Here is a 1,896-nt window from a genome sequence, read left to right as displayed (position 1 = left end):
ACATGGGGTTACCCATGTGAGTTTCCTCATTCGGAAATCCCTGGATCTCAGCCTATTTGCGGCTACCCAAGGCTTATCGCAGCTTATCGCGTCCTTCTTCGGCTCCTAGTGCCAAGGCATTCACCATGCGCCCTTTGTAGCTTGACCTTAAAATTGTATTCTTACAAAGGATTTTTATATACCTTTAGCTTTACTTATTCACTGTGCAATTTTGGTCTCTCAAAATTAAACAGAGAATTCAGCCTTTAGAAAGAATTTTCTTCTTTCTATTCTCCTTAGAAAGGAGGTGATCCAGCCGCAGGTTCTCCTACGGCTACCTTGTTACGACTTCACCCCAATCACTAATCCCACCTTCGGCCGCTGGYTCCTTACGGTTACCTCACGGACTTCGGGTGTTACCAGCTCTCATGGTGTGACGGGCGGTGTGTACAAGGCCCGGGAACGTATTCACCGCGACATTCTGATTCGCGATTACTAGCAACTCCAGCTTCATGTAGGCGAGTTGCAGCCTACAATCCGAACTGAGATAGGTTTTATAAGTTTTGCTCCACCTCACGGTCTTGCGTCTTATTGTACCTACCATTGTAGCACGTGTGTAGCCCTGGACATAAGGGGCATGATGATTTGACGTCATCCCCACCTTCCTCCTGGTTACCCAGGCAGTCTCATTAGAGTGCTCAACTTAATGGTAGCAACTAATAACAAGGGTTGCGCTCGTTGCAGGACTTAACCTAACATCTCACGACACGAGCTGACGACAACCATGCACCACCTGTCTCCTTGCCCCGAAGGGCTTCACCTATCTCTAGGCTATGCAAGGGATGTCAAGTCCAGGTAAGGTTCTTCGCGTTGCTTCGAATTAAACCACATGCTCCGCTGCTTGTGCGGGCCCCCGTCAATTCCTTTGAGTTTTAATCTTGCGACCGTACTCCCCAGGCGGGATACTTATTGTGTTAACTGCGGCACAGGGGGAGTTGATACCCCCTACACCTAGTATCCATCGTTTACGGCGTGGACTACCAGGGTATCTAATCCTGTTTGCTACCCACGCTTTCGTGCCTCAGCGTCAGTTACAGTCCAGAAAGCCGCCTTCGCCACTGGTGTTCTTCCTAATCTCTACGCATTTCACCGCTACACTAGGAATTCCGCTTTCCTCTCCTGCACTCTAGATATCCAGTTTGGAATGCAGCCCCCAGGTTAAGCCCGGGGATTTCACATCCCACTTAAACATCCGCCTACGCACCCTTTACGCCCAGTAAATCCGGACAACGCTCGCCACCTACGTATTACCGCGGCTGCTGGCACGTAGTTAGCCGTGGCTTCCTCCTCTGGTACCGTCATTATCGTCCCAGAAAACAGGGCTTTACAATCCGAAGACCTTCATCACCCACGCGGCGTTGCTGCGTCAGGGTTTCCCCCATTGCGCAATATTCCCCACTGCTGCCTCCCGTAGGAGTCTGGACCGTGTCTCAGTTCCAATGTGGCCGATCACCCTCTCAGGTCGGCTACGCATCGTTGCCTTGGTAAGCCGTTACCTTACCAACTAGCTAATGCGCCGCGGGTCCATCTCAAAGCAATAAATCTTTSATAAGAAAATCATGCGATTCTCTTATGTTATGCGGTATTAATCTTCCTTTCGGAAGGCTATCCCCCACTTTGAGGCAGGTTACCCACGTGTTACTCACCCGTCCGCCGCTAATCCACTTCCCGAAGGAAGCTTCATCGCTCGACTTGCATGTGTTAAGCACGCCGCCAGCGTTCGTCCTGAGCCAGGATCAAACTCTCAATTTTAAAGTTTAATCTCTTCTCAAATTCATTGACAAGGTTTATTACCTTATCTTACTGGCTGTTACAAGAATGTTTCTTGTTAATTCTCTGTTTAATTTTCAAAGACCA

The 1,896-nt window shown here is 49.3% G+C and carries 2 rRNA genes; both read right to left on the bottom strand.

Annotation, left to right across the window (positions count from 1 at the left end):
* Positions 1-147 (bottom strand): 23S ribosomal RNA (locus ACYUDJ_RS21210); the annotation flags it as partial.
* 132 nt (positions 148-279) lie between these two features.
* Positions 280-1,791: ribosomal RNA gene (locus ACYUDJ_RS21205) — 16S ribosomal RNA — on the bottom strand.
* Between the last annotated feature and the right edge of the window lie 105 nt (positions 1,792-1,896).

The organism is Clostridium sp. CTA-6, from assembly GCF_054768115.1.
The sequence above is the reverse complement of the archived record's forward strand: the minus strand, read 5'-3'. Positions and strand labels throughout refer to the sequence as shown.